This window comes from Psychrobacter sp. AOP3-A1-26, from assembly GCF_052378235.1.
GTDB lineage: Bacteria > Pseudomonadota > Gammaproteobacteria > Pseudomonadales > Moraxellaceae > Psychrobacter.
In genome coordinates this window covers 1-26,521 of the sequence record NZ_JBQSXN010000012.1, presented here as the reverse complement: position 1 = coordinate 26,521, position 26,521 = coordinate 1, and the positions used below count along the sequence as shown (strand labels likewise).

Annotated in this window: 16 protein-coding genes and 1 pseudogene; 9 read left to right on the top strand and 8 right to left on the bottom strand. The window is 44.6% G+C overall.

What is annotated here, in order from left to right:
* Nucleotides 1-116 precede the first annotated feature (116 nt).
* A complete protein-coding gene (locus ACT3TU_RS03805; RefSeq protein ID WP_192524575.1) occupies nucleotides 117-1,127 on the bottom strand; it encodes an RluA family pseudouridine synthase in 1,011 nt (336 codons plus the stop codon).
* 1,208 nt (nucleotides 1,128-2,335) lie between these two features.
* Between ACT3TU_RS03805 and ACT3TU_RS03800 the strand changes: the two genes are divergently transcribed.
* Complete coding sequence (locus tag ACT3TU_RS03800; RefSeq protein WP_444784037.1) at nucleotides 2,336-6,616, top strand: Rne/Rng family ribonuclease; 4,281 nt, start codon at nucleotides 2,336-2,338, stop codon at nucleotides 6,614-6,616.
* Between the two features lie 106 nt (nucleotides 6,617-6,722).
* Here the strand turns inward: ACT3TU_RS03800 and ACT3TU_RS03795 are convergent, their stop codons facing one another.
* Nucleotides 6,723-7,649: a DUF808 domain-containing protein gene (locus tag ACT3TU_RS03795; protein ID WP_192524577.1), complete on the bottom strand. Its 927-nt coding sequence runs from the start codon at nucleotides 7,647-7,649 to the stop codon at nucleotides 6,723-6,725.
* A 711-nt stretch (nucleotides 7,650-8,360) separates the two neighbouring features.
* Here ACT3TU_RS03795 and ACT3TU_RS03790 point away from each other — a divergent pair.
* From ACT3TU_RS03790 to ACT3TU_RS03770, 5 genes are all read left to right on the top strand, one after another.
* The gene (locus tag ACT3TU_RS03790) at nucleotides 8,361-9,215 is read left to right on the top strand and encodes a DsbC family protein (RefSeq protein ID WP_192524578.1); all 855 of its coding nucleotides are present in this window, start codon (nucleotides 8,361-8,363) and stop codon (nucleotides 9,213-9,215) included.
* 332 nt (nucleotides 9,216-9,547) lie between these two features.
* A complete protein-coding gene (locus tag ACT3TU_RS03785) occupies nucleotides 9,548-10,936 on the top strand; it encodes a homoserine dehydrogenase (RefSeq protein ID WP_444784036.1) in 1,389 nt (462 codons plus the stop codon).
* A 96-nt stretch (nucleotides 10,937-11,032) separates the two neighbouring features.
* Nucleotides 11,033-12,214, top strand: a complete 1,182-nt coding sequence (locus ACT3TU_RS03780; RefSeq protein ID WP_444784035.1) for a thiolase family protein — start codon at nucleotides 11,033-11,035, stop codon at nucleotides 12,212-12,214.
* 463 nt (nucleotides 12,215-12,677) lie between these two features.
* Entirely contained in the window at nucleotides 12,678-13,526 is an 849-nt protein-coding gene (locus ACT3TU_RS03775; RefSeq protein ID WP_444784034.1) for a DUF2382 domain-containing protein, read from the top strand.
* A 214-nt stretch (nucleotides 13,527-13,740) separates the two neighbouring features.
* A complete protein-coding gene (locus ACT3TU_RS03770; protein ID WP_192524736.1) occupies nucleotides 13,741-14,400 on the top strand; it encodes a YsnF/AvaK domain-containing protein in 660 nt (219 codons plus the stop codon).
* 267 nt (nucleotides 14,401-14,667) lie between these two features.
* Here ACT3TU_RS03770 and ACT3TU_RS03765 read toward each other — a convergent pair whose 3' ends face one another.
* The gene (locus ACT3TU_RS03765; protein WP_444784033.1) at nucleotides 14,668-15,213 is read right to left on the bottom strand and encodes a hypothetical protein; all 546 of its coding nucleotides are present in this window, start codon (nucleotides 15,211-15,213) and stop codon (nucleotides 14,668-14,670) included.
* A gap of 430 nt (nucleotides 15,214-15,643) precedes the next feature.
* On the bottom strand, nucleotides 15,644-18,436 hold the full coding sequence (gene secA / locus ACT3TU_RS03760; RefSeq protein WP_444784032.1) for a preprotein translocase subunit SecA: 2,793 nt from the start codon (nucleotides 18,434-18,436) through the stop codon (nucleotides 15,644-15,646).
* 687 nt (nucleotides 18,437-19,123) lie between these two features.
* Here secA and mutS point away from each other — a divergent pair.
* The 3 genes from mutS (at nucleotide 19,124) to ACT3TU_RS03745 (ending at nucleotide 23,374) form a co-directional block, all read left to right on the top strand.
* Nucleotides 19,124-22,153: a DNA mismatch repair protein MutS gene (mutS, locus tag ACT3TU_RS03755; RefSeq protein ID WP_444784052.1), complete on the top strand. Its 3,030-nt coding sequence runs from the start codon at nucleotides 19,124-19,126 to the stop codon at nucleotides 22,151-22,153.
* A 92-nt stretch (nucleotides 22,154-22,245) separates the two neighbouring features.
* The gene (gene fdxA, locus ACT3TU_RS03750) at nucleotides 22,246-22,569 is read left to right on the top strand and encodes a ferredoxin FdxA (protein ID WP_192524630.1); all 324 of its coding nucleotides are present in this window, start codon (nucleotides 22,246-22,248) and stop codon (nucleotides 22,567-22,569) included.
* Between the two features lie 268 nt (nucleotides 22,570-22,837).
* Entirely contained in the window at nucleotides 22,838-23,374 is a 537-nt protein-coding gene (locus ACT3TU_RS03745) for an REP-associated tyrosine transposase (protein WP_444784031.1), read from the top strand.
* Between the two features lie 230 nt (nucleotides 23,375-23,604).
* On the opposite strand, the gene ACT3TU_RS03740 is transcribed toward ACT3TU_RS03745, so the two are convergent.
* The 4 genes and pseudogenes from ACT3TU_RS03740 to ACT3TU_RS03725 all read right to left on the bottom strand — a co-directional run.
* A complete protein-coding gene (locus ACT3TU_RS03740) occupies nucleotides 23,605-24,087 on the bottom strand; it encodes a pilin (RefSeq protein ID WP_444784030.1) in 483 nt (160 codons plus the stop codon).
* 312 nt (nucleotides 24,088-24,399) lie between these two features.
* Nucleotides 24,400-24,870, bottom strand: a complete 471-nt coding sequence (locus tag ACT3TU_RS03735; protein WP_444784051.1) for a type IV pilin protein — start codon at nucleotides 24,868-24,870, stop codon at nucleotides 24,400-24,402.
* 56 nt (nucleotides 24,871-24,926) lie between these two features.
* Nucleotides 24,927-25,436, bottom strand: coding sequence for a type IV pilin protein (locus ACT3TU_RS03730; RefSeq protein WP_444784029.1), 510 nt, complete (start codon nucleotides 25,434-25,436; stop codon nucleotides 24,927-24,929).
* Between the two features lies 1 nt (nucleotide 25,437).
* A pseudogene (locus ACT3TU_RS03725) lies at nucleotides 25,438-26,521 on the bottom strand (hypothetical protein); the annotation flags it as partial.

The following is a 26,521-nucleotide window of genomic DNA, read 5'->3' as shown; positions in this document are numbered from 1 at the left end:
GTGATGATAATAAATGGTAGATATGGATACAGATACGAAAACGTCACGGCGGCTTATTAGTGATAATAAGAGTTCGTGACGTTTGACGATAAGACTAAAAAAATGAGCTTACAAACTTATTCAGGTTGCTTAATATCTTCTGGCAACCAGTCTGCCATTTCATCTGGTAATGGTGCAGTGATGGTTTCATAGCCCGGAATATCTAAGCGCCACGCATGTAAACACAGACGATGGACGCCTGATTTGTCATGCACATTATATTTATCATCACCCAAGATAGCGTGACCAATATGAGCCAGATGCACACGGATTTGATGGGTGCGCCCTGTCAGGGGTTTAGCTTCAATCAAGCTGACCGGCTGAGCTGCAAGCATAAAACGCCCATGGACGATAATGTCCGTCTGGCTTTCTTTAGATTGCGTATCTTGTGTATCTACTTTGACACGGCGTTCACCGCTAGCCAGCGTATAACGTAATAATGGCGCATCGATACGTTGCTCATTGAGCGCAGGTTGCCCTTTGGCGATACAGAGATAGTGCTTTTGAATGGTTCTGTCGACCAGATGCTGTTGCAATACTTTCAGCGCTGAGCGTTTTTTAGAAATCATCAACAGCCCTGAGGTGTCTTTATCGATGCGATGTACCAGCTCTAGGTACTTTTTACCCGTCACTTCACGCATGGCTTCGATCACACCAAAGTCTAAACCACTACCACCATGAACAGCGATACCTGAGGGCTTATTCAGCACCAACATCCCGTCATCTTCGTAGACCACGCGTGCGAGCAAACTTTTAGCAAATTCAGTGCTGATAATCGGTTTTTCGCGGGTAGCGAGTACCACAGGGGCGATACGTACCACGTCTTCACGCTGCACTCTGTCGTGTGCTTTGCAGCGTTTGTTATTGACACGTATTTCATCCGAGCGAATCATTTTGTAGATATGTGGTTTTGGTAGCCCTTTTAAGCGATTGAGCAGGAAATTATCCAAACGCTGATCGTGCTGGTGGCGGGTTACTTCAAGATAATTTACCTTGCCAAAGTTGCTGATTTCATCATCAGCGCTTTGCGGGCGTGTTTTGCTATTGAAGATAGCAGGGGCTTCATGGGTAGGTGCGTCGTCGGTCATTTTTGAGTTTGTCATTTTTAGTTAGGTATTTACACAAAGATTTGTTATAGTTTAGCATGTTGAGCGACAATTAAGCAGCGGCTACCGCAATAATCTATGGCTATCATAGATAAAGCTTCATCATTTTTACGACTTGTTTGTAACGAGGGTAAAGCTGTAAATGCTGCCGAGGTTGGACGTTTTATCTGATTTTAGGACGCATACTATATTTAATGATAAATTAAAGATATAACTTGTCGTTATTTATAGATGTGAGCCCATAAATAGTAGTAATAGCAACAACCGCACTGACGTTATTCAGTGTGATAAAATAAATAATGACATTATAAATAGTGACATTAAATACCTTTGTGCTCATAAATTTAGTGTTAATAAACTTGGCAAGACGCCTGTTTATTGACGTAATGACACAACATTGACTCACAACCCGCATGGCAACGACTTTATTTGATGGTCTTTTACGCGAGTGCAGTTGAGCAAGTATGGATTGTTTAGTATTAGGTTCGAGAAGTATATCGATAGCTGCCTAAGTATTGGTGGTCAAACAGATAAAGATATAAATACAGCACCACGCCGATGAGCGGGTCAATGATTCTGTTTGCCAAGTACGCCCCGCCGATAACCAAAGCCGCGATACCTAACTTTAAACCACCCAAGATATGATTGACGTTATACCAGACAGAACGATAAATAAAGAGTGACCAATTGCTTTACCTAAATAAATAATTGTTGAATATCGCTATTTTATACAATAGTTTTATATAAAAGTATTTATGATAGCGGTATTATTGCTAGACTTTGATGGATTGAGTGCCGCAGCAAGATGCGTTTTTAACATCCGTATTTTTAAACCAGTAACTGACCGTCGCCCACCTTTACAAAGTGCGCTGACATGACTACCAGTAAAATTTACTGATACTAAAAACTCATAGTACGCATTAATATTTCGACCAAATCGATCAATGATAGAATATGACCCTATAGCCTTACACCCTATATTCCTTATATTCACGCTAGCAACATTAGTACCGCTACTATATTTTAGGTAAAAACAGGCCATTGAAAAAGCCAACGTGCTTTATTAAAACCCTGACTTACGTTCTATCGTTCACTAATATCTGACAACGCTAATTTAGACTTTAGCCAGACTTGCCGCTACGCCCTAAATCCCGTCCCATCGTTGTTATGCGTACTCATAGGATAGTAATATGAAACGCATTTTAATCAACGCTACTCAAAACGAAGAGATTCGTGTTGCCCTTTGTAAAGGCAACCATCTGTACGATTTCGACTTAGAAAACCGTACCCGTGAGCAGAAAAAATCCAACATCTATAAAGGTCACGTGACCCGTGTCGAACCATCACTGGAAGCCGTTTTTGTAGAATATGGCTCACAACGTCAAGGCTTTCTGCCTATTCGTGAAATATCTGCCGAATACTTGAGCGGTAATCCACGCGACGAAAATATCAAAAAGCTGATCAAAGAGGGCGATGAATTAATCGTTCAAGTCGAAAAAGAAGAGCGCGGCAATAAAGGCGCTGCTCTATCGACTTACGTGTCTTTGGCAGGTCGTTATCTGGTATTAATGCCAAACAACCCTCGCGGTGGCGGTATCTCACGTCAAATCTCAGGCAAATTGCGCGAAGATATGAAGCGTATGCTGAGCAATCTTGACCTGCCAAAAGGCATGAGTGTCATCATCCGTACGGCCGGTATTGGCAAAACCCAAGAAGACTTGCAACACGATTTAAACCATTTGCTTAATATTTGGCAAGCCATCCAAGAACAAAATCAAAAATATCCTTCACCGCGCTTGGTGCATCAAGAAGCAGGCGTTGTGACGCGTGCCGTTCGTGATTATCTGCGTGATGATATCAGTGAGATTTGGATCGATAACGAAAACGCTTATATCGAAGCAGCTGGCTTTATCGATGCGGTGATGCCCAAACAAGCAGAAAAACTACGCAAATACACTGATTACGAGCCGATGTTCTCGCGCTTTAATATCGAAAAGCAAATCGAGACGGCCTATCAGCGTGAAGTTCGTCTGCCGTCAGGTGGCTCAATCGTTATTGACCAAACTGAAGCCTTGGTCTCTATCGATATTAACTCTGCCAAATCCACCAAAGGCTCGGATGTTGCCGAAACTGCTTATCATACCAACCTAGAAGCCGCCGACGAGATTGCCCGTCAATTGCGCTTACGTGATATGGGTGGTTTGATTGTTATTGACTTCATCGATATGAATGACAATAAGCATCAAAAAGAAGTCGAAAAACGTCTGATTGATGCCACCAAATATGACCGTGCTCGCGTACAATTTGGTGATATTTCTAAGTTCGGTTTGATGGAAATGAGCCGTCAGCGTTTGCGCCCATCATTAGAAGAATCAACCGGTTATATCTGCCCGCGCTGCCATGGTAATGGCATGATTCGCGACCTGCGTTCTTTATCACTATCAATTATGCGTCAGATTGAACAAATCGCCCTAAAAGAGCGTCAAGGTGAAGTACAAGCAGAAGTGCCTACTGATATCGCGGCATTCTTATTAAATGAAAAACGCGATAGTTTGGTCTATCTTGAGCAAGACAGTGGCACGCGCATCACTATATTGCCGCACGCACATTTAGAATCGCCAAACTTTAAATTGCACTTCAACCGTGATGGTTTTGCCCCATCGAGCTATGAGCGTATCACCGACACTCAACAGCAAGAGCATAGCGATCTTGGCTACAATGTCGACTGGCAAACCGCTGAAAAGGAACGCCCAGAGCAGCAGCCAACGCGCCAGCCACGTCAATCAGCTGATAGTAAGGCTACCAATAAACCTGCTAGCAAACAAAATAATACGGTTGAGCATAACAAACACAGCAACGATCATCGCCATAACCAAAACACCAATAATGTGTCATCAGCGCGTGTACCGCAAGCCAACAAAAGCCAAAGCGTTGCCGCCGCTACTACCCCAGTAGCAACACCGACTGCAAATGTTGAAACACCTGCCCAGCCGCAAGCCGTTGCTTGGTTATCAAACCTATTTGCGCAAGCGCCGCAAGCAACTACCACGCCTAATGTTAGTAGTCGTGACGCAGCAGAAGCCATCGAAGCACTTGTCAACACGGGTGCGCAAAGTTTGGGTTCATTCGGCCAAGTTGATAGCAATGCTTTAAGCACTGCAGTCACTGATACATCAAGCCCTACGCAAACCACTCCGCAGGGTAGCCAAAAAGATGACAGCCAGCAGCCGGACAATAATGCCAATCGTCAGCAGACCCGCCGCCATTCAGACAGCGACACTGATGACAGTAATAACGAAGACAGAAGAAGACGTAAACCGCGTAAGTCTAGATCTTCTAAACCGCGTCAAAGAAAAGAACAAAATGACGAGACTAGTAATGAGCTGAGCAGCGACACAGATAACAGCGCCTCGAATAGCGCCGCAAATAACGCTGACGACAAACAGTCTGATAACCAAGAAAAACGGGGGCAGGACAACAGACGCCAAAATGATCGTAACCGCAACAATCGTCAAGATAGCAGTCAGCAAAACAGCAACCGCCAAAACCAGAACAGTAACCGCGCGACAAATGAGCGCGACAATACTTCTGATGACAAAGACAATAGCACTGACGAGCAAACTCGTGCCAAGCGTAAACCACATAGCCAACGTGGCTCGCGCGGAAAACTAGAGCGTGGAGAAGCGCTAACTGCTGATAGCGTTAAGCAACACAACCAACAGACGGCAACAGGTGCGAATGGCAGCAAAAACCACGCTAACTCGCGTCGCAACCAAGACCCAAACGAAGTCATGATACAGGTCAATGAAGCATCAGCCGAGCTTAAGTCGCCAGAAGTTGTGCACTTATCTTTAGATGACAGCAAGTCTGTACAGGCCAAGCATCCATCTACTGATAAGCAAAGCTCAGAAAATGGTGCTACCAAAGCTGAAACAGTGAAAGCTGATGTGGCAAAAGAAGCTACTTCACCAAAGCCAGAGCCACAGAGCAATGATAAACAGAGCAGCGATAAGCCAAGCAATGTTAACCAGAGTACTAATACACAGCTCTCTGAGGAGAAAAGTAGCGATAAAAACGCCGTCGCAGACACTGTCTCTAAAGCTGATGCTTCTAACATTGAAGGCTCTAAAGATAACGTTTCTAAAGCTGATGATGCGAAAGCGAGCGCTACAAAAGACAAGGCGCAAAACGACGCGTCAAAGTCTGACAGTGACGCTGAGAACAAAAAACCTGCAGTAGATCAGCAGCCAGTGTCTAAGACCAACAACGACACTCAAGCCGATAGTGCTAAGCCTGCAGATTCTAATGTAGACGGCGTAGCAAAAGCACCAAAGGCTCAAGAATCAAATGCTACTAACCAAGCCGATGGTAGCAATGTTGAAACCGCCAACAGTGGTCTCAACGTTAGTCATGACAATGAAAAAAGCACCAGTGCTTCCACACTGGAGCTAACGCACGATGCATTGTTTGCCACGCGTTATGTAACGGCTGAGAAGTTCGGTCAGGCTAGTAATGACCCACGTGTCGTTCGTAGCCAGCAAGCACAAGCTGCCCAAAAGCCCCAAGCCGCTAATCAGGCAACCGAGCAAGCAGTAGTGAGCGTACCAAGCATTCGCGGTACGGTTGGTGATTTTGTTCGCAAGGCATTAACAGATGCAGAGAGTCGTTTGAAAAATGACGGTGTCATCAGCTGCTTTATCGCTGCTATCGAAGCACATCAGCAAGTAAAGCCTGCTAACGTTGAGACGGATGTCACACCGACTACTGAGACTAAAGTTGAGAACAGAAATTTTGACTTTAGCAACTATGGCTATCAGCCATTAGCAGCGGATTACCTAGCGCGCTTTGAGACCATGACCCAAGCGGTCAGTCAGTTTGCAGCGACGCAAGGTAAAACAGACGTTGAGCCACGCGCTATTGGCAAACGTGCCAGCAACGATCCACGTGGTCAGCACCCTGACTATCAGGAGCCAGCAGTGTTGAGCATTGCTGCTGAACAGGCGGCTAAGACTGAAAAATCTGATAACGACGTTGATGCGCATGATGTCGAGGCGACCGCTTTGGCCAATCAAGCGCAGACAGATGACATCAGTACCGAAAGCGAGCAGCTGCTAGCAGTAGAACAAGTGCTAGCACACACAACGGCTGAGCCATCGGATAATACCAATCCTGACGCTATAAATGTGGCTGCTGAAAGTACAGATAATGTTGAAGCGGCTACTCAAGCACCTGACGCTCATGTAGAAGAACCTACTAAAGAAGACAGTCAAGCTGCTAAGTCTAAAACCACGATAGCCAGTTATAAAAACATGATCGAAAATGTGGCTGAGCAACTGCTACCGCAAACGGGTATGTTTAATTTGACCAGCCCAAAAGTACCAAAGGCCCGCAGTCGTAAGCCTAAAACCGAGCATAAAAAGCCGACGCAAGCTGAAAAGCTAGAGTCTGATGATTCAGATAGCGAAAGCTAACCATACGGTTTAATCACTCACGTTAAAGTAAAAGCCCCGAAACTTTCGAGTTTCGGGGCTTTTTTATAGGAGATAGCTTTTTTAACACACTGCTCTAGGACATGACTTAATGAGCTGCTGACTTGTCATCTTTACCACGGATTTTACCAATGATGGTAAAAAGGGCGACGATTACTGCACCAATGACAAAACCAATCGCACCATTCAATATCGTGGTCGTCAGGCTTTCAAAAATACCCGTTAAGTCTGCGAGCCCTTCTACTCCATGATCTAAAAAACCAATGCCGTGTACCAAGATACCACCACCCACCAAGAACATCGCCAATGTACCTGCAATAGATAAGAATTTCATCAATTTGGGTGCAGCAGCAAACATCACTTTGCCAATTTTTTGCGTAAACGCCCCTTCCTTCTCCATCAGATGCAGGCCTGCATCATCTATTTTTACGATACCAGCGACCAAACCATAAATACCAATGGTAATACCGATCGCTAAAATAGAAAGCACAATGCTTCGCTCTAGCAAGGTGGCAGTCGCCGTTGAGCCTAATGCAATCACAATTATTTCCGCTGATAAAATAAAGTCTGTACGTACCGCCCCTTTGATTTTTTTCTTTTCAAAAGCCACTAAATCTACGCTTTCATCGGCATTGGCTTGCCTGCGGGCATTTTGTTCTTCGTCATGCGGTAACACATGTGGCCAAAAGCGATGAATGACCTTTTCAGCACCTTCATAGACCAAAAATAAACCGCCACACATCAATAAAAAAGTAATCAGTGGCGGATAAATGGCGCTAATTAATATTGCCGCTGGCACTAAAATAAGTTTATTAACAAATGAGCCTTTGGCAACGGCCCAAACAACTGGCAGCTCGCGATTGGCTTTGACACCCGTGACTTGCTCTGCGTTGAGCGCTAAATCGTCACCCAATACGCCAGCGGTTTTTTTGGCGGCGACTTTAGTCATGACTGAAACGTCGTCCAATATCACACTGATATCATCAAGTAGGGTTAATAAACTGGCACCTGCCATGTGTGCTCCTTAGGGCAAAACTGTTAAAGTGAATGGTTTTAAAATGAGTGATAGATGTGGTTTTATATCAAACTTTATAAAAACCAAGGTTATTAGCAGTAGACTACCTATACAAGCCTAAATATTAAGTAGTACAAGTGTATTTTATTTTATGAATAGATGTTTATCCATAGCACTATGATGACCGCTCACATTTGCCTATATATAGTGAATTCAATATTAAAACGATACAGCGGGAATGGGATGAATTTTACGTGGCCTCTGTCGGCGTAGGCACAGCAAGCCAGAAAAATTTATCCCAGTTCCGCGTTGGAATATAACGTATCTGTTTTATTTAGAATCGACTATAGTTAGTCGTGAATAAAAAGACTACAGCCATTACAGCATGCTACCAACTATATCGATTTTATTCGGAACTGCCTATAAGTAGCCACATAGCCTGTGGCTGCTATTTACCATAAATATGTTAATATAGGCGGTATTACCATTTATCTTTTATCATCAATAAATGGTAAAAAACCTGTAAATTTAGGGCGTGCTGAACATGCACAGATATCGCTAACAAATAGTCGCTATCAGTGCCACGATCGAATGTTCAACACGTCCTAGACCCTTAAGCCACCCGTTGCATTGACTGTTATATATAAAAGTTTATTGCCGCCTTTCTCAAAATGAATTCACGATTAGGTACGATGCCTACAGGACACCCATATGTCATCCCCCATTGCAAAAAACACCTCTGCTGGTAACCGCTTTACTCGCAACAACTTATCACGCTTTATGATGGGCGCGCTGCTCGTGGTTATCGCTGCTGGTTGCTCAAACAATGCAGCGGATGCGACCAGCAATACCAGCATTGTTAATGATAGCGACACCAAAGTCAGCACGGCCAAAGCATCTACTGATAGCGATGCTGCCGTGGTAAAAGCGTTACAGGCGAATTTAAATACTTCTGGTATTGAAGAAAACATCATTTCAGCGGTACCAACGGACATGGATGATATTTATTGGGTCACTGCTGATGGCTTACCTTCCTTTTTTACCGATAAGTCTGGTAAACATATTATTCAAGGGCAAATTATTGCTGTTGGAGATGAAGCACCCGTTGATATCAGCGGTGCTTTGGTTGCTAGAACGGCACAAGATGCCCTAAAAGCAGTAGACAAAAAAGACATGGTTATTTATCCAGCAAAAGGGGCTACCAAATCTGTCGTCTATGCCTTTACTGATGCCGATTGCCCTTATTGCACCAAACTCCATGAAGAAATGGATGACATCAATGCGCGCGGGATTGAAGTGCGCTATTTGGCCTGGCCACGTAGCGAAGGCAGTATTCCAAAAATGGAAGCCATCTGGTGTAGCGAAGATCGCAATGCAGCAATGGATCAAGCTAAAATGGGTGCCAATATACAAGCACCGAGCTGTAATAACCCTGTCCAAGCGCAAATCGATCTAGGTATGGCGCTTGGTGTACGGGGCACGCCAGCCATCTTTACTGAGTCTGGACAGCAAGTGGGCGGCTATCTACCAGCGGCTCAATTGGCAGAAGCAGTCGGCGCGATTTAACGATCTGCTTAATCGTCTGTCAGGTGATAGTTATTCATGATAGTTTTGCGCAATAGTTTTCACGATAACTTTGCACGATATGTTGATCGCTATGACAATGGCGACATTGTGTAGACGTCACAACGGCTTGTCGGTATGATACGATAAAGCACTATAAAAAATTCAGCCACATACTTTTTATTTGAGTATTTCTATTCAACTATAGTTAATTAAATATACTTTGGATACAAGGAAGGCAAGCAAGTGAAAGGACTACAAATAGTAGACTAAGCGAGCCTGACGCTGTATCCAATTTATATAGGATTGACTGTATTTAACCTCTTGAGGATACTGTGAGTAATTCCATCAAACTAGCGATACTTGGTCTGGGCACCGTTGGTACGGGCGTGATCAATCTAATCAATGACAACTTAAATGAACTAAAACGCCGTAGCGGACGCGATATTATCATTACCGAAGTTGGTACCCGCCGTCAGCGTGATGATATTGACCCTAATATCATTCAAAACAGTGACTTGATGGCAACCGCTGCCAGTGACAATGTCGATATCGTCATCGAAGTTATTGGTGGTACTACGCTAGCAAAAGACGTCATCATGCACGCCATCAAAAACGGCAAACACGTCGTTACGGCAAACAAAGCATTATTGGCTGAGCACGGCAATGAGATTTTTGCCTTCGCTGAACAGCATCAGGTGCATGTTGCTTATGAAGCAGCGGTCGCAGGCGGCATCCCCATTATTAAAGTCATGCGTGAAGCGCTTGCGGCCAATAAGGTCGAATGGCTTGCTGGCATCATCAACGGCACTGGCAACTTTATCATGACCGAAATGCGTGATAAGGGTCGTCCGTTTGCCGACGTGCTCAGCGAAGCTCAAGCATTGGGTTATGCCGAAGCAGACCCTACTTTTGATGTCGAAGGTATTGATGCGGCGCATAAATTGGCCCTACTCGCCTCTATTGCTTTTGGTATTCCGCTACAGTTTGACAAAGTCTATTGTGAAGGCATTACTGGGATTACTTTACAAGACGTCAACTATGCCGAAGAGCTTGGCTACCGTATCAAGCATTTAGGTTTTGCGGTGCGCCGTGATGGTCAAGGTAATGCTGATAACGCTGGCATTGAGCTGCGCGTACACCCGACGCTTATCCCACAGGACGCCTTACTTGCCAACGTCAATGGGGTAAAAAATGCGGTACTGGTCAACTCACACCCACTTGGACAAACGCTGTATTGCGGTGACGGTGCGGGTGCAGGTGCAACCGCTTCTGCGGTGATGGCCGATGTCATGGATTTGGTGCGGGTCTTGGGTAGCAAAGACAACGACGACCAAAGCAGCGGCGATCAAAATAGCAGCGATCAAAACAACACTAATCAAAATAACAAGGGCCATCATGTGCCGCACTTAGCGTTTATTCCCGAGCAGCTATCTGACACGCCAATATTGCGCGCTGAGCAGATGACTACGGGTTATTACTTGCGCGTACATGCTTACGACAGTCCTGGGGTATTGGCAGATATCACCCGTATCTTGAGTGACGCTGGTATTAATATCGATGCTATTTTGCAAAAACCTGCACACAAAGCCGGTGAAGTGCCGGTGATTATCTTGACGCTGCCTGTGGTCGAGAGTCAAATGAATCTGGCCATCAAAAAAATTGAAAAACTGGATACTATTACTGATAAAGTAGTACGTATTCGCTTAGATGAGCTTGCGTAAGCCAGACATCTAAAAAGTGGGAGGGTTATCAAAAAACAAGCCTTTCACCCAAAGCGAAATACTTTTATATAAAACACCTAATAAGGAATAATAACGATGTCAAATGATGCAATTGTAATTTTAAACGGCGCACGTACGCCAATGGGCGGCTTCCAAGGCGTATTAAAAGATATGAGCTCAACAGATCTTGGCGCCGCTGCGATTAAAGCCGCTGTTGAGCGTTCAGGCGTCAGCACGAATAATATTGATGAAGTCATCATGGGTTGTATCTTGACCGCAGGTTTGGGTCAAGGCCCTGCCCGTCAAGCGATGCGTAAAGCTGGTTTGTCTGATGCGACGGGTGCTGTGACCATCAATAAACTGTGCGGCTCAGGGCTAAAAGCGGTGATGCAAGCACACGACGGTATCAAAGCGGGTAGCTTCGATGTAGCGGTCGCTGGTGGTATGGAGTCAATGACCAACGCCCCTTATATCATGCCAGGCGCGCGTGGCGGCTACCGTATGGGACACAAAGAAATCAAAGACCATATGTTCTTAGACGGTCTAGAAGACGCTGAAACTGGTAAGCTAATGGGTATGTTCGCTCAAGAAATGGCCGATGAAAAAGGCTATACCCGTGAGCAGATGGATGAGTTTGCTATCGAGTCACTCAACCGCGCCCTAACCGCTATCAAGGACGGTCACTTCAAAGACGAAATCGAGCCAGTTACCTTTAAAACCCGTAAAGGCGAGCAAACCGTCGATACCGATGAGCAACCTGCGCTGGCCAACGCTGAGCGCATCCCTACTCTACGCCCAGCCTTTGCCAAAGAGGGTACCATCACTGCGGCAAACGCCAGCTCAATCTCTGATGGTGCGGCAGCTGTCGTGGTCATGAAAGAATCTCAAGCAAAAGCCGAAGGCTTAGATTATCAAGCACGTATCTTGGCGACAGCATCGAACTCGCGTCACCCAAGCGAATTTACCATTGCTCCGATTGGCGCGATTGAAAAAGTCTTGGCTGGCGCTGGCTGGTCGATAGCTGATGTTGATCTATGGGAAATTAACGAAGCCTTTGCGATGGTAACCATGGCGGCGATGGACGAGCTAAAAATCGACCATGCTAAAGTCAACGTCGAAGGTGGGGCTTGTGCTTTAGGTCACCCAGTTGGCTGTTCTGGTGCTCGCATCTTAATCACACTGATCAACTCTCTCAAACGTACTGGCGGTAAAAAAGGTGTCGCTACGCTATGTATCGGTGGCGGTGAAGCCGTGGCAGTGGCTATCGAACTTGCTTAATACTCAAGCAAGTTATTGTTCAAAATTGTGAAACTGACTTTGTAATTATCATTTATTATAGATTTCTCAATATTTAAAAAACCGCAGGGCTCATGGCTCTGCGGTTTTTTTGTGTCTGTCACCTCTCAAATCACGTGGAATATTGCTCTGTGTAAAGACGCGTAAGTTTCTACCCCCAGCTATGTTATCCCGCTTACAGCCTATTACACGCAATTACTTCAAGCGCACACTTTGCTACCTAGCTCATATATCTCATAAAAAATCATGGTGTTACGATTAATACAAGTTGATTCAGAGGTCAGTCACGAAGTTATTAAAGCTATTGTTATTAAAAGCCATTAACTGATATTCACTGAATGACTGATTTCATTTTTAATGGCGCTTAAATTTAGCAGCGCTTAGATTTGATAAAAATTTTAATATTTAAAAAAATAACCATTAACTCATAAAAAGGAAGATAATAATGAGCCAACTAATTCGTTTAAAAGACATCCAAGCGACTCACCGCGACCTTATTGGTGATGACTATTATGACCCATCAGGTAAAACTGCTTACGGCGTCAATGAAGAGAAAATCGGTAAAATCGAGGGCGCACTGGTAGAAGACACCACTGGTCGCATCCGCTATTTAATCGTTGATGCAGGTGGTTGGTTCAGCTCAAAAGAAGTATTGGTACCAGCAGGCCTAGCGCGTATCGTAGGTGATGACGTATTCTTTGATAGTTTAACGCAGGCGCAAGTTGAAGCCATGGAAGTCTATGATCATGACTACCAGTACAGCTATAAAGACCAATACGAAAAAGATCGTCAAGCATTTACGGCTGATACTATTCCAACCGCAGAGCGTATGGAAATTAAAGATACCGCCTATGATGCACCTAACACGCTAGAGCTACTCGAAGAGCGTCTAACCGTTAATAAAGACCGCATCGTTGCAGGTCTAGTAAAAGTCGGTAAGCATGTGGTTACCGAAGAACGCAATGTCGATGTTGAGCTCGAAGAAGAGCATGCCGATATACAGCGCACCAACGTAGATCGCCCAACAGACCGCCGTATCGGTGATGTGACTGGTAACGAGACTGTCGAAGTGGAGCTAGAAGCTGAACGTGCCCGCGTCGGTAAAGATACTTATGTATCTGAAGAAGTCAACGTTGGTAAAACCACCGAGCGTCATACTGAAACTATCGTCGAAACCATCCAGCGTGAAGAGTTAGACATTGATAATGATGGCAACGTCGTAGACCGTGAAGGTAACATCGTAGACCGTGACGGCATTACCGCAGAAGATGTACGCCGCGCTCGTGGTATGTAATAAGCAATGTGTTCACATAGTTGAATATCTGTTTTAAAAGGCTATTTTAAAAGGCTATGTGATTGCAATTAGCAGCTGAGTTTATGAACTCAGTGAATAAGACCAGAGCACGCCTCTGGTCTTTTTTTATATCCGACTGTTTTATACCCAACAGCTTTACAGCTCAGTACTTTTATAGCCCAAACTTTTCGGCCTGACAATAAGGAATACAATAATGAATACCGATGACAATAAACCCATTATAAATGATAGAGTCGACAAAGAAGATCAACTCACAACGGCATCTGTACCCCCAAACCTCGATGAGTTAGCCGAGCATAGCCATCAGCAACAAGACTACAATCAAGAGCCAACCGTATTAGCCAATCAAAATGACGCACTAACAAACACCAGCAGCGGTGGTCATCTTGAACTATTAGAAGAGCGTCCAGTTATCAACAAGGAACGCTTGGATGTTGGCAAAGTTACCGTTACTAAGCACGCACGTACCAAGACCATCGAGGTCCCTATTGAGCTGGTAGAAGAATATATTACAGTGCGTACGGAATACCACGATAGCGAAAGTCAGGATCTATTATCGGGCAGTTATGATGATAAAGACATACTGCGCCACGTTGAGCCATCGTTAGATAGTAAGGCCGTGGTTACGGTGAACGGCAAACAGATTGAGGTTGGCGATGAGCCGATTGAGATCATCTTATCGCGTCAAGTAGCCACTATCACCAAAGACACCCATGTGATTCAAGAAGTAGACATTAATAAAACCACCCATACCCATACCGATAGCATCCAAGTAGAACTTAAGCACGAAGAGCTAGATGTGGCAGAAGAAGGGTTCTTGGCACATGAGCGCGATACTACGCAAAGAAAATAAAGCTATTTCCTACAAGTTTTAAAAATTGGACATAAGAAAAATTGGACATAACAAAAGCAACGCGAACGTTGCTTTTCTTATTGGGTCTTACTCTATAGTCAATCCAACTTAAAAAGAATATAGTGCTGCTGGGATAAATTTTTCGAAGCCTCTGGAGTGCAAAGCGCACAACAAGCGAGGAAAACTTATCCCAGCAGAACGTTATTTTGAACGTACCTGTTTTATAATAGATTGATTATAGGCCGTGCTCGTTTGATAAAGCTTACTTTATACCGCGTCTTCTGGTGTTTCTTCTGTTTTCTTACATTCATAAGTACTGACGTTAGAGGCATCTGCACCAGCAGTACGCATCACACCTGTCTCGCGTTCTTTATGGGCCACGCGCCACTGCACAAAGCCTTCGTTACCATCAATAGCTGTCGATCCTTCAAACACTTCAGGATTGCTGCCATCATTGGTTTTGGTCAATGTGACTGTTCCTTTGGCCGTACCAATAACTACTTGGTTGTCAGTATCTTTATAAGTCGCTTCGACTGCTAATTCAGGTGCACACAGATAGGATATCTGAGTCACATCATTGTTTACGGTAGCAACCGTATCATCTTCTACGTCGCTTACCGGTGCATCTACGACAACATCGCTTGGCTCAGCAGGCTCAGCAGACATTGGTACTGACTGCTCTTCACTGATACCGTCTTCTAAACTTGGGTCTGTTTCTTGTTTTTGTTGACAAGCACTAACCGTCATGGCGCCAGCTAATAAACCCGTTATAACCACAGAGGTACGCAACTGTTTTAATAATTCTAAATTCATAACACTCTCCCAAATAAATATCTTAAACACTATAGCGTGTCCATAAATGCTCGCCTACACTGAATTTGTAAGTAATCACTACAACAACGATAATACAGCCAGTTCAACATAAAAGAAATGCGATTGTAATAAAGTAAATAGCCACGTGCTACTGTTATAAATTTTTCTAGCTTGCTGTGCCTACGCAGACAGAGGCTACAAAAAAACTATACCAGCAGTATCGTAGCGTTTTTAAAGTATTTTAACTATATATATAAAGTATTCAGCATATAAAACACCCAGCATATAAAAAAAGCCCCTATCTATTATAGACAGAGACTTTTTATTAGGGGCTGTATAGAATTCAGCTAAGGAACAGGAGTGAAAGTACTACGCCTTGTAGACTAAACGAGTTTGACACAGCTAATCGTACTTTTTGGGTTTGGTATAACTATATTTTGCCATGACATTGCTTGTACTTAAGACCCGAACCACAAGGGCAAGGTGCGTTACGACTGATGTTCATACCCGCGTATGGGTTTGGCTCATTGGCATTGTTGCCAGCATTAGCACCGCCAGCGCCCGCCATAGCACCTGCTGCTGCCGCACTACCCGCTACATTGCGATTTTGCGCTTGTTCTGCTGCACTACTATCCATATTATCAACGTCATTGTGCTCAAACTGCATTTGCATCTGCGCCGCATTCTCACGCTGCTGCTCTTCCAATGCTTCCAGCTCTTCTTTGGTCGGGATATGCACACGTGATAAATCCTGTACCGTCTCAGATTTAATTGCCCCCAGCATCATTTGAAACAACTCAAACGACTCACGCTTATATTCTTGCTCAGGGTTTTTTTGGGCATAACCACGCAGATGAATGCCTTTACGCAGCTGATCCATTTGGGTTAAATGCTCTTTCCAATGCTTATCTAGACTCTGCAGCATAAAGTGACGCTCAAGCTGAGCGGCATCTTTTTCGCCCATCTGCTCGCGGCGACCATGATAATGATCGAGCGCGGTTTGGATGATTTTGGCACGCAGCCCTTCTTCATCCAAGCGGCGATCTTCATCGAGCCAGTCGTTAATTGGCATCGATATCTTAAATTCTTCCTCAAGCTCGTCTTCTAAGCCATCGACATTCCATTGGTCATCGATAGAACCTGGCGGGATAAACTGGCTAATCATGGCATTATAAACTTCATGATGCATCACTTCGATGGCCTCTAACAAATCCATCTCTGCCAATAAATCATCGCGCTGACCGTAGATAACTTTACGTTGCTCATTGGCCACATCATCATATTTCAATAGATTTTTACGCGCATCAAAATCGCGGCTTTCGACTTTACCTTGGGCGTTTTCAATCGATTTAGAAACCATTTTATGCTCGATGGCTTCGTCTTCTTTGAGGCCCATGGCGCGCATCATATTAACCACGCGATCACCTGCGAAGATACGCATCAAGTCATCTTCGAGTGATAAAAAGAAGCGTGACATACCAGGGTCACCCTGACGACCAGCACGACCACGTAGCTGATTATCAATACGGCGTGACTCATGACGCTCAGAACCAATGATATGTAGACCACCAGCGGCAACGACTTGGTCATGCTTGACTTGCCATTGTGCTTTTAGACGCGCCATCTCATCGGGGCTAACCGCTTCAATATCTTCGATAAACGACTGCCAGTTACCGCCAAGGATAATATCGGTACCACGACCTGCCATGTTGGTGGCGATGGTGACAGATTTTGGGCTACCTGCCTGGGCAATAATGTCGGCTTCGCGCTCATGCTGCTTGGCGTTTAGGACGTTATGCTTGACACCATCTTGATCGAGTAGATAAGACAATTCTTCACTGGCTTCAATCGTCGCCGTACCAACCAGTACTGGTGCGCCTTTGTCCTGAATTTCTTTAATCTCGCGGATGATGCCTTTGTATTTGCCTAACTTGGTTAAGAAAATTTGGTCATCCATATCGATACGCGCAATCGGCTCGTGCGTTGGAATAACGATGACGTCTAAGTCATAGGTTGATTTAAATTCTGCTGCTTCGGTATCCGCCGTACCCGTCATACCAGATAACTTATCATACAGGCGGAAAAAGTTTTGGAAGGTGGTGGTCGCAAGGGTTTGGTTTTCCGCTTGAATCTCGACGTTTTCTTTGGCTTCAACCGCCTGATGCAGGCCTTCTGACCAGCGGCGACCAGGCATGGTACGACCGGTATTTTCATCAACGATGACCACCTCGCCTTCATCGACGATATAGTGGACGTTTTTGACAAACACATGGTGGGCGCGAATAGCTGCTTGGACGTGCGCCAATAGTGGTAAACGACTTGGGCTATATAAGCTTTCGCTTTCACCCAGCTCGCCGACTTCGATTAAGAAGCGCTCAATTTTCTCATAGCCTTTTTCGCTAATCTCAATCTGGCGATTCTTTTCATCGATCCAAAAATCTTCTTCTTCGTTATTCTTATTGGCTTCTTCGTCTTTTGAGCGAATGAGTACGGGAATAATGGTATTAATCAAGGCGTACATACGTGACGAGTCTTCGGCTTGACCCGAGATAATCAATGGCGTACGTGCTTCATCAATTAAGATAGAGTCAATCTCATCGATAATACAGAAGTTTAGCGGACGCTGCTTTTTTTCAGCCAAGCTAAAGACCATGTTATCGCGCAGATAATCAAAGCCGTATTCGTTATTGGTACCGTAAGTGATATCCGCTTGATAAGCGTCGATTTTTTCTTGTGGTGGCTGCTGCGAATAAATAACGCCGACCGTCATACCCAAAAAGCCAAACAATGGGCGATTTAATTCCGCATCACGCGCCGCCAAATAATCGTTGACCGTAACCAAATGCACGCCTTTGCCGCTGATGGCATTGAGGTACATGGCCAAGGTACCCATTAAGGTTTTACCCTCACCGGTTTTCATCTCAGCGATTTTGCCTTCGTGCAAGGTGATACCACCGATGAGCTGCACGTCGTAGTGACGCATGCCATTAACGCGTAACGATGCTTCGCGGCAGACGGCAAACGCTTCTGGTAATAAGGCGTCTAAGCTTTCACCTTGTTGGTGTCTTTCTTTAAATTCTGCGGTTTTTTGTTGTAATTTCTCATCAGACAGGGCTTGTATTTCAGCCTCTTGTGCGTTGATTTTGCTGACCACTTTACGCATACGCTTGAGTTCACGGTCATTTTTAGTGCCAACGACACTGCCTATAATTTTTGATAACATAATTTTTTGACCTATGGAAATATTCGATAATTAGTGCGCATTAGCCAACGCGTCGTCCGTTGCTTTTTCATTGTTTGGCTAGTTACTGTCCAATTTAAGACAGTCCAATAAAATATCGCCCAATTAAGTGTGACGTTATTATATATGGTTATGACGGCGATGGATACAAGGGCAGTTAGTAGATATTTGCCGACGTAAAAAGGCAGCTGGACGTGTTAAAATAGTGCTTATATAGTCGATACCAAATAAAATAGATATCTTATATTATGACGCGCTACTGATGCTAATTTTTCTAGCTTGCTGTGCCTACGCCGACAGAGGCGGCGAAAAATTAGCATCAGTAACACTCGTATCAGTTTTAAAGTAAACCAACTATATATATCTGAAACTCGCTATTTAGCCAAATTTATTTAAGAAAGATAAAAACGATATAAGAGATCCTGCATGTCTGTCAAACCCTCTGCTCACACTGATGATACATTAAAAACTACGTTAAAAAACACTTCGAAAATGACATCAAAGAACAATTCAAAAAACAATTCAAAAAACAATTCAAAAAACAATTCAAGAAACAATTCAAGAAACAATTCAAGAAACAATTCAAGAAACAATTCAAAATCTGTGCCAGTGTCATCTGCACCATTGGTCATAGGCGATGCCGTCTATCATTTAGCAGACCATACGCCAATGATGGTGCAGTATCTGACCATGAAAGCCAACTATCCACAAGCATTATTGCTATATCGGATGGGTGATTTTTATGAGTTATTTTTTGAGGATGCCAAACGAGCGGCGCAGATACTCGATATTACCCTAACCCGCCGTGGCACCGATAAAGCTGGTAACACCATTGCGATGGCTGGCGTGCCGTTCCATGCAGCCGATAGCTATATGGCGCGGCTGATTGTGGCTGGGCAAACCGTGGTTGTTTGTGAGCAAATTGACGATTCAGTTACTAGCAACCCGTCCAATACGCCTAAGATGGGCGATAAGCAGAAAAAAGATAAAAGTAAATCGGCGGCTGGTAGCATCATGCGCCGTGAAGTGGTTAAAACCTTGACCGCCGGAACCATCACTGATGATGCCCTAATTGCGCCCAATCATACGCCGACTGTCGTTGCGATTGATATTGCGCTGCCAAAAGCGAATAGCAAGCAACCGTTACAAGCGGCCATTAGCCAAATGGACTTAGCCGCAGGGACGTTAACGACGCAAACAGTAAACGCTAATAATGACGATATCGAAGACTTGCAAGCTCAAATGCTGACGGTGCTGGCACGCTTTGCGCCAAGTGAATGTATTATTAGTGAAGAACTCGGCGAACAAGTTGGAGAAAATTGGTCGTTGTGGCTACGGCAAAATCTTGACTGCCCTATTATCGAAGTGGCGGCTAATGACTTTCACCGTGAGCATGCCAGCGCAACCCTTTGTCAACAGTTTGAGGTACAACGCCTTGATGGGCTTGGTATTCATGACGTCCCACTTGCCCAATCTAGCTGCGCGGCACTGATACATTATGCACGGCAAACCCAGCAGCGTCATGTACCACAGCTTAACCAGCTCATCGTCGAATATAGCAACGACTATTTGATTATCGATGCTAATAGCCAGCAAAACCTTGAGCTATTTACCCCTGTGAGTGCTAATGGTACGTCCTTAATATCTGTGCTCAATCATTGTCAAACGCCAATGGGAAGACGCTTACTGGTGCAGCAAATGAAGCGCCCACTGCGACAACACACGCGTATCAATATGCGTTTGGAGGCGATAGCCAGTCTTTTAAATCAAGACAATCAAACTGAACAAGCCAACCAAAATTTAGGAAACAGCCCATTAGTTACCAGTTTACGCGAAACCCTAAACGCTATCGGTGATATCGAGCGCATCAGTAGCCGTATCGGGCTGATGAGCGCCAAGCCGCGCGACTTACGTAAACTCGCTGATGGCATTGCCAGTAGTGCACAGCTCACGACTTTACTGACGAATTCAGGTATTAGCCACGAGCAGTCTGGCCTGTTGCCCATGCTTATGCAGCAATTACCTGCCGAGCTGCCTGCGGTACAGTCCGTCGCTGAGCTGATTGAGCGTGCTATTGTTGTAGAGCCACCAGCCCATATCCGCGATGGTGGTATGCTCGCCGCAGGCTTCGATGAAGAATTTGATCGGCTCACTCATCTCCATGACAATATCCAAGTAACATTGGATGAGATGCTAGAGCGTGCGCGTCAAGATAACCAATTACCTAGCCTAAAAGTCGGCTTTAATAAGGTCAGCGGCTTCTATTTTGAATTACCTAAGATGCAAGCAAAGAACGCCCCTGCACACTTTATCAGGCGGCAAACGCTAAAGAGCAGCGAGCGCTTTATCACTGATGATTTAAAAGAAGTCGAGACCGAATATCTAAGCGCGCAGACATTAGCATTGACTCGTGAAAAGCAGCTGTATAATGAACTATTATCCATTTTAAACAGCCATTTGGCCGAGCTACAACAGTTAAGCGCGGCGATTGCCCAAATAGATGTGCTGAGTAATTGGGCACAGCTTGCGACAGTTTATAACTGGCAGCGTCCAGTGATGAGTCATGGCTTAGAAAACGACGGTTTAACCAATAGCGCAAACAACAATACAAACAACCATATAAACAATAACAGCCAAACCAGTATCGATATTAAACAAGGTCGTCATGTGGTGGTCGAAGCGGCGCTAAGTCCAGCCAATACGCAAAACACCGTTAATAGCATTAATCAGAGCAACAGTATTCAACCTGCGAGCCATTTTGTCGCTAATGATTGTCAGCTTGGCAGCAAAGCACATCCTGAAAGGCTGCTTATGATTACCGGCCCTAATATGGGCGGTAAATCAACCTATATGCGCCAAACGGCATTGATTGTTCTGCTTGCCCATTGTGGCAGCTTTGTCCCAGCAGCCAGTGCTTATATTGGTGATATCGACCGCATCTTTACCCGTATTGGCTCGGCGGATGATTTAGCAGGCGGTAAATCAACCTTTATGGTTGAGATGATAGAGACGGCTAATATTCTCAATCAGGCGACCGATAAGTCACTGGTACTGATGGATGAAGTTGGACGCGGCACGGCAACCACTGATGGCTTAGCCATTGCCCATGCTTGCGTCAACAGGCTACTAGAGATTGGCTGCCTGACGTTATTTGCCACCCATTATTTTGAGCTAACGCAATTGGCAAATAATAAACACCAAAGCCACGCCAGTATTCGTAATGTCCATGTCGCTGCCAGTGAGATCGATGGTCAACTACTGCTACTGCATCAAATCAAGGACGGCGCAGCAAGCTCTAGCTTTGGACTCCATGTGGCGAAAATGGCAGGTATCCCGACCCAGGTGCTTAATGATGCCCAGCGTTACTTATTAGATAACTTAAAGGTAGACAACTTAAGCATAGATAACTTAAAGGCTGACAACCTTAAAGCGGATAACGACAAAGTTATTATTGATAACCTTGATGACAAAAATGACTTAGCTAAGTCAGTAACAGATAAAAGCTCGCACGCTTATGCTAACAGATCAGAGATAGCAAGTGATAGAAGCGTGAAGGAAGATCAAAGCACGATGGATATTCCACAGCAAAATCAATTGTTTAGCTTGCAAGATGAGCTGGGTGCAATTGATCCCGATAGCCTAACGCCCAAACAGGCGCACGATTTATTGTATCATCTGAAGAAAATCATTAGTCAGTAAAGGGGTTTGTCAAATCGCCCTAAAAGCGTTAAAATATGCCTTATTCCAAACTATTCTATTTAGCCTTAAGCCAATAACAGGTAGACAGCACTATGACCTTCGTCGTTACAGATAACTGCATCCGTTGCAAATACACTGACTGTGTGGAAGTCTGCCCTGTGGACTGCTTTTATGAAGGGCCAAACTTCCTAGTCATCGATCCTGATGAATGCATCGACTGCGCGCTATGCGAGCCAGAATGTCCCGCCAATGCGATCTTCTCAGAAGATGAAGTACCCAAAGGCCAAGAGCAATTTACCCAATTAAATGAAGAGCTGGCACAAAAGTGGCCAAATATCACCGAGATGAAAGGTCAGTTGCCAGAGGCTGAAAAGTGGGATGGTGTGGAAGGTAAGATTCAGTATTTAGAGAAGTAGTTATTTTTTAGGCAGCAATTACTTATATAGTATTTGCTTATGCTTTCTAATTTAAGGCTGTGGCTTTTGCTACGGCCTTTTTTATATCACTTAGCTGGGCAAAATGCCCAGCCTACCTCAACTACCTAGCCTTTTTCGTGTCTCAGCATTACGCTGAATGGTTCGTAGGCTGCGGCTTTAGCCCAGCATTGAACGATCTACGCAAATTCGCTGGGCTAAAGCCACAGCCTACCTACATCTATAACCTCGCCTACACACTGAACCCACTATGAGCAACTACATTCGTGATAAAACTAAAGGTGGCTGCTATTTCTTAACCTTTAATTTAGCCAATCGACACTCTCAATTACTCTTGACCCATATTGATAAATTTCGTGACGCCTATGCTAAAACAATTCAACATCATCACTTTGATTTAGACGCAATGGTTGTGCTTCCCGATCATGTGCATATGCTCATTACTTTAGCGTTAGACTCTGATGATTACGCTGTCATAGTGGCGAGTATCAAAAGCCAATTCTCTAGACAATTCAATAAAACCGAAGCCATTACTGCCTCACGACAAGCAAAAAGAGAACGTGGGATTTGGCAACGACGATTTTGGGAACATCGTATTCGCAATGAAATCGACTATCAAAACCATATGGATTATATTCACTATAATCCTGTCAAACATGGCTACGTCACCACTCCTCAAGATTGGCAATATTCTACGTTGCACAAGTTGATTAAAAAAGGCGTGTATCCCGATGATTGGGGAACGGATGTGAATAATAAAGGTGTCAACATTCGATATGATAGGTAGCAGGTAGGACATGTTTGGTAGGCTGCGGCTTTAGCCCAGCATTATGATATTGCAAAGTTTGGCGCTGGGCTAAAGCCCAGCCTACGCTTGCTTTCCCTGCCTACACTTGCTATAACAATTTTTATTTTCTTTAAACACAAAAAATCCAAACATAACGTTTGGATTTTTTGGTAGCAAGTAGCGAATTGAGATTGTGAGTTGGCTAAAGCCTAGCCTAAAATTACTTATACTTAGTCAAGCTTAGCACCTTTCTTGCATTCCTTTTCAGTAGCTGCAGCATCGGCAGTTGTAGCCTTGCCAGTTTTCGCATCTGTAGCAGTAAAGGTTGCTCCACCGGCAGCAGTAAGCGTAGCTGTTATGAGACACCCTTTATTAGCTGCATATAATATTACATCCGTCTGTTCAGCCACATCCTTGGTTTTATAAACTTTAGTTTGCGAATCTACAGTTATGTCAGAAGGGGTTGCAGCTGTGGCCAGCTCAGGATCAGACTTAGGCTCAACAGTAGAACCATTTAATGACTCACAGCCAATACCTGTTTGGATACAGGCTTGCGCTTTTGGCACATAGTTATTTACCGCGCCCATAGCGGCGGCACCATACGCTGTAGACACATATGAACGATAGGCAGGAACAGCGACTGCCGCTAAAATACCAATAATAGCAACAACGATCATTAGTTCGATTAGGGTAAAACCTTTTTGAGTGTTCATAAGAACTCCTTTAGAGGGATAAAAATAACGGATATTCGCTCGCGCTATCTTTTGTTATTTAATGTATTGGTCTTTCATGCCCTAGTAGATGCATATAGCGTGCCAATATTATTAGTCACAGTAGCTATATATGCTAAGTGCTCAATTCTTATCGCTATTTATCGATATTTTCGTGCAGATACTTACCATACTGCTATCTACTGACACTAATTGTTACGCTAAGCATACCTAAAAGTGTCAGTTTATGTCAATGGCCGCTACTTTGGCTCACGATAACTGACAATAATTGTCACAAAAAAGCAGCCGTACTGACTATTTCCATTCATCTCCTGTACCACAGGTTGTGCCCCGACATTTTTGCCCAGCACTAGATAAGGTGAGCGTGCCATCACCCGCCATACGTTGATTTGAGACTGGTGTGGCTATAATCGTCCAGTCACGGCCTCCTAATGTATCCGTACTTGTAGTCCAGTCTGTCTCTCCCCATGACCCTGTACCTATCGTCACTGTATATAGCGCAGATCCCGAAACAGGGAAATTTGTGCTACCATCAGTAGCAACAGTAGATGAGAATATAGAGGAAAGTGGCACTCTATCATAGCGCCTATAGTTTATCTTATTAGCCTCGATACGGCTGGCTATCTGCTGCATCTCACTCATCATATCCGCGCGATTAGTACGCTCGATGTAACCTTGATAGCTGGGATAGGCGATAGCCGCTAAGATACCGACGATGGCCACGACGATCATCAGCTCTATCAGCGTAAAGCCTGCTTGCTGCATTGTCTGAGTAGATGGACGTCGATCTAGGGTGATCTTTTTTGTCTCTACTGACAACGTTACCATATCGTTGCTCCTGTACAATCAGCTTCTGTGATATCAAAAGTACTACTACTTGCACAACGCAAGCCTTGGCTTGAGAGCAAAAAGCTATCGGCTCCTACCATATCGACGGGCGTTGCCATCATGATCCAGTTGTTAGCGCGCCCGCTGCCTTCGTGTAGAGTACTGAAAGTTGCTGAGGGTGGATTGCCTATTAGATGACCTAACGTGATAGTGTAGCGCGGATTGGTCGCTGGCTGATTGATCGCGCCTGTAGCGTCGGCGATATTATCTGACTGAGGTTTAAAACCTTTATAGGTCAGTGCTTTTGCTCGCCATTGCTCAAGCTCGTTACTCAGTGCTAGCATCTTGCGCTGTACGTCTGCTTCCGCATTGCGAACGACAAGAGCGCGATAGCTTGGTAGCGCAATCGCTGCTAAGATAGCGACGATTGCGACTGTGACCATCAGCTCTATTAACGTAAACCCCATCTGCCGAGTGATAGAGCTGTTCGCTTTTATACACATATCAATGTTCCAACCAGCCTAATGGGTTGAGACGTTTGTCGGTATTGATACCACTCTCCACACCGCAATTTGGCCCGACACATTCCTTGAATATATCATTCCCATCTTTATCCTTATTGTCATTACAATCGCCACTTGGGCAAATGAGATCAGGCTCACACTCATCGCCCTCACAGCGATTGACGAGACTTGAAAATACAGACGTATTATTATATTGACTGATAATGTTGTCCACAATACCTGATCCTGCAACGAAAGTTGAGCGTGGTGTATCTGCATCTTCTGAGCAGCTACCATAAGGCAGACACGTGCGCTCGCGCTGGGTTGAGCCTATGACACCCGCACTACAGGATTGGATATCCTGCCCTTCGTCAGGGTTGTACGTCGAGGATATCAATATGCCAGCAATAGCATCCGGCTCGTTAAACATCTTGAGCTTGTATTTGCTACCTGTTACCTCGCCCTCATCCCAGTAAGTAAAGGGCATATACCAGCCTTGTACTTTATTGTTAATCATGTTTTGTCTGATGCCGTCTGTACCTCTATCTGATTCAGTAAAGGTCAGCGGTTGGAGCTTATTATTTGTTGCGTCATCCTCAAAATCGCCAACCTCAATGACTGGAGTACGTAAGCTAATCGTAGAGGCTGCATCACTACTATAGTCAAACAAATCTCTGCGGCTGATGTCTTTGTCTATGATGGTATATAGCGCATCCGGCGTCTCTCTCTCGGCTGATACTGGATTGCTGCGATCGCCTGTCCCTACCGTTATCATCGCTTGTACGCCTGAGTAAGTGCCGGTACTATCAGCAGCATAGTTATAGTCGTATTTGCCATTATAAAACGTGATAAGGGGACGCTCATAAATACGTGGGGGCGCATCAGCATCAGCATCATTGCCACTTGCTTGATCGCTAACGTCTAGCACCTTTACCACTCGGTCTACTTTAAAGGTATCCGTATCTTTATTGTTATTAATATCAGCACGCCATACTTGCCCGCCTAAGTCAGCAAAGTAGATATGATCGGTCAGACCATCGTAGTTACGGTCTATCGCTCTGACTTGAGTGACGATGCTGTGTTTG